5 protein-coding genes and 1 pseudogene are annotated in these 3,625 nt (G+C 71.2%); 5 read left to right on the top strand and 1 reads right to left on the bottom strand.

Annotated elements, in window-relative coordinates:
- The 3 genes from VF468_28060 to VF468_28050 all read left to right on the top strand — a co-directional run.
- The coding region (locus VF468_28060; GenBank protein HEX5882139.1) for a sigma factor-like helix-turn-helix DNA-binding protein at positions 1–330 on the top strand (330 nt) is incomplete at its 5' end.
- On the top strand, positions 317–1,030 hold the full coding sequence (locus VF468_28055) for a hypothetical protein (protein ID HEX5882138.1): 714 nt from the start codon (positions 317–319) through the stop codon (positions 1,028–1,030). The genes VF468_28060 and VF468_28055, both read left to right, overlap by 14 nt.
- Before the next feature lie 124 nt (positions 1,031–1,154).
- Positions 1,155–1,313, top strand: coding sequence for a hypothetical protein (locus tag VF468_28050; GenBank protein HEX5882137.1), 159 nt, complete (start codon positions 1,155–1,157; stop codon positions 1,311–1,313).
- On the opposite strand, the gene VF468_28045 is transcribed toward VF468_28050, so the two are convergent.
- The gene (locus tag VF468_28045) at positions 1,310–2,071 is read right to left on the bottom strand and encodes a BTAD domain-containing putative transcriptional regulator (protein HEX5882136.1); all 762 of its coding nucleotides are present in this window, start codon (positions 2,069–2,071) and stop codon (positions 1,310–1,312) included. The genes VF468_28050 and VF468_28045 overlap by 4 nt on opposite strands.
- Before the next feature lie 143 nt (positions 2,072–2,214).
- Between VF468_28045 and VF468_28040 the strand changes: the two genes are divergently transcribed.
- The gene (locus VF468_28040) at positions 2,215–2,646 is read left to right on the top strand and encodes a nuclear transport factor 2 family protein (protein ID HEX5882135.1); all 432 of its coding nucleotides are present in this window, start codon (positions 2,215–2,217) and stop codon (positions 2,644–2,646) included.
- A 55-nt stretch (positions 2,647–2,701) separates the two neighbouring features.
- A pseudogene (locus tag VF468_28035) lies at positions 2,702–3,625 on the top strand (selenium-binding protein SBP56-related protein).

Genomic DNA, 3,625 nt, shown 5'->3' with positions numbered 1-3,625 from the left:
TGGGTGCGCCGGGTCGCGTTCAACCTGGCCACCAGCGGGCTGCGCCGCGCCCGCCGTCAGCTCGCCGCCCGAGCCCGGTTGGGCGCACCGGCCGCCGAGCCGGGACGCTCGACCGACCGGCTGGCGATCGAGGCTGGCCTGCGGCGGCTGCCGCTCCACTACCGGCAGGTCCTGGTGCTGTACTACGGCGCCGACCTGCCGGTGGAGCGGGTGGCCCAACAGCTCAGGCTGCCGACCGGGACGGTGAAGAGCCGGCTGGCCCGAGCGCGCGCCGCGCTCGGCGTCCATCTGGAGGAAGGGCAGGAGGAACGTGGGCATGCGCGAGGATGAGCTGCAGCGGCAGATGGCCGAGCTGGTCGGCGACCACGCCGACCAGGCCATGCCCCCGCCGGTTGCCGCCATCCGCCGCCGGGGGCGGCTGCGCCGTGCCCGCCTCGCCTCGGGAGCCGTGCTGCTGACCGTCGCCGTGGCCGTCGGCCTGGTCGCTGTGCAGGGACCACTGGACAGGCGAACGACCCCCGCGCCGGTGGTCACCCAGCCACCCCGACCGACCCAACCGAGCTCGGGTTTCGCCGACTACGTGCGGGGCCGCTTCGACGACATACTGGTCGACATGACGGTCGTGGCCTTGGCCGGCGGCAAGGCTGGCGGCGAGGAATGGCAGCTGGCCGCCGTGCGGGGCACCAGCCGGCGCAGCCACGAGGCCAAGATCTGCATTGTGCACAAGACCGACGGGCGAAGTCACGGCTACGGGTACTCATGTCGTGACGAGGCCTCGAACCGGGTGATGGACCGGATGACCTCCAGTGGCGGCGCGAAGGACATGCCGCTGTGGGGCCTGGTGCCCGAGGGGACCGCCCGGGTCCGTCTGCTGCGGCCGGGGGCGTCCCCGGTCGAGGTCCCCGCCATGGAGATCGGTCCTCGCTTCCGACGACGCTATTACCTCGCCCCGCCGACCCCGGGCGTCCGGACCCTGCTGGCCCTGGATGCGCAGGGCCACGAGATCGCCCGCTTCCCCTCGGTTCCCTGAGCTGCAACGCCATACTCACTACCTGAGCCGGCGAGGTCCTGTTCCGACATGGAACCCCTCCGGTTCGCCTAGCGTCTTGCGCCCTCGACACCCACGCGTGAAGATCGCAGCTTGGAGGTTGGCGATGGCGCTGCGGCTCGTCTGCATGTGCGGATATGTGATCCAGGGTGACGACGACGATGAGCTCTGGAAGAACGCGCAGGGCCACATGGGCGTCCTGCACCCCGAGCTGGTGGGCAACGTGACCCGCGAGGACCTCCTCGCCCAGGCCGAGCTGCTCTAGCTGTCGGTGCTGTCCAGCAGCTGTCGATGGACGGCCTGCACGATGGGGCTGGGCGCGATCCCGAGCTCGTCTCGAAGCAGGACCCGTAGTCGTTCGTAGGCGCGGAGGGCCTCGGCGACGTTGCCGCGCCGCGCGAGCGCCTCCATGAGGATGCGGTGCCCGCTCTCGCGGTACGGTGCGAGCTCGGTCAGCATCCTGGCGCGTTCCTCGGCCTGGGCCAGCGCCGGCCCGCCGAGGCCAAGGCCGGCCGCGGCGAAGCACTCCAGCCCCCGAAGCCGGACCTCCTCCAGGCGGCGCCGCCATTGGTCGATCCAGGGCGCCTCCAGTCCGGCCAGGAACGGCCGGGTGGCGACGTGGTAGGCGATCCCGGCTGGACCCCACGCCTGGGCCCACTGGCCCTCGGCGATGCATGACTCTGCCCGGTGGGCGCCCTCCAGGGCCGCCTCGACATCGACCAAGGTCGCCTGCGGCAGCAGCAGCTCGAGCGCCGTCCTTCCCCGGAGCCGGTCGGCGCCCAGTCCGTGGCGCAACCTGGACAGCAGCACGCTCAACGCGTTGCCCGCCGCCACGGGGGCGTCCGGGCCCCAGCCGGCCATGAGGAGCTCGTCGCGGGGCAACGGGCGGCCACGGTTGAGGACCAGGTAGGCGAACAGGACCCGCCCCCTGCGGCCAGGCAAGGCGGCTTCGACGCGGGAGCCATCGATGTCGGCGACGAAGCGGCCGCACAGTTGGATCCTCGCCTTGGTCCACTCGCCCATCAGGCGGCCTCGGGGACAGCGGTCCTTGTCTCTTCGACGGCAAGCATACGGAAAGGTCGGGGAAAGGCGCGGGAAGGGTCCGCGCAACCGGCGGCCGCCACGATCCCCTCGTCATCGACGGCCACAGCCGCACAGGAGGAGCCATGGCAGCCAGCAACGTCGACACCCACCGCGCCGGTCACGAGGCCTTCAACCAGAGGGACTTCGAGGCCATGACCAGGCACTACGCCGACAGCATCGCCTGGACCGACCACGCCCAGGGCCGGACGTTCAGGACACCCCGGGCGTTCAGGGATGACTTCCTGGCCGGGTGGGTCAGGTCCTCAACCGACATCCGCATCGCCGACCCCCGCTACCTCGACGCTGGCCAGACGGTGATCTGCACGTTCACTGTCGCCGGCACCCACGACGGGCCGCTCGGACCGTTCCCCGCCACCGGCGGCGAGTTCACGCTGGCACTCTGCGAGCTGTGGCACTTCAGCCCGAGCGGACAGGTCGTCGGGGGCGACCTCTACTACGACCAGGTCTCGCTGCTGACGCAGCTCGGCCTGATGCCGCAGCCGTCCAGCGCGTAGTCAGGTTGCGAGCGGAACGCAAGCGATTCGTCTGCCCATCACAGGAGAAGGGCTGATGTCCCAGACAACCGACCCCACGTTCTACCGCACCCCCGCCGAGGCGATCGCGGCCCCGCCCGAGCGGCTGGCCTACGTGGCCGCCTACGACCCGGCCGGCCAGGCCAAAGACGCCATGGCGGTGCTCGACGCCGACCCGGCCTCGCCCGACTACGGCCGGGTGGTCGGCTGGAGCGAGCTGCCCACCGCCGGCAACGAGCTCCACCACTTCGGCTGGAACGCCTGCTCGTCCGCCCTCTGCCACCAGGGACATGGCGACCACGGCCAGCCCCTGGAGCGGCGCTACCTGGTCGTCCCCGGCATCCGGTCCTCGCGGATCTATGTGCTGGACACCAAGCCCGACCCCCGCAACCCCACCGTCGTCCGCGAGATCACCGCTGAGGAGCTGGCCGCCAAGGCCGGCTACTCCCGCCCCCACACCCTGCACTGCGGGCCCGGCGGCATCTTCATGTCGGCGCTGGGCGGCGCCAACGGCAACGACGGCCCGGCCGGGATCGCCCTGCTGGACCATGACAGCTTCGACGTGATCGGCGCCTGGGAGCTGGACCGGGGCGACCAGTATCTCGGCTACGACGTGTGGTGGCACCTCAACCACGACACCGTCATCACCTCCGAGTGGGGCACCCCGTCGATGATCGAGAACGGGCTCAACCCTGACGACCTTCTGGGGCGGAAGTTCGGACACCACCTCAACTTCTGGAGCCTCTCCGAGCGCAAGCTCGTCCAGCGGGTCGACCTCGGCGACGAGCACCAGATGGTGCTGGAGCTGCGCCCGGCCCACGACCCGACCTAGGCCTATGGCTTCGTCGGTGTGGTGGTGAGCGTCGAGGACCTGTCGTCGTCGATCTGGCTCTGGCACCAGGACGAAGCGGCCGGCGGCCGGTGGGCCGCCCGCAAAGTGATCACGATCCCGGCCGAGCCG

The organism is Actinomycetota bacterium (assembly GCA_036280995.1).
In the GTDB taxonomy this organism is placed as follows: domain Bacteria; phylum Actinomycetota; class CALGFH01; order CALGFH01; family CALGFH01; genus CALGFH01.
Note: the sequence above shows the minus strand (reverse complement) of the source record. Positions and strands in the feature narration are given on the sequence as shown.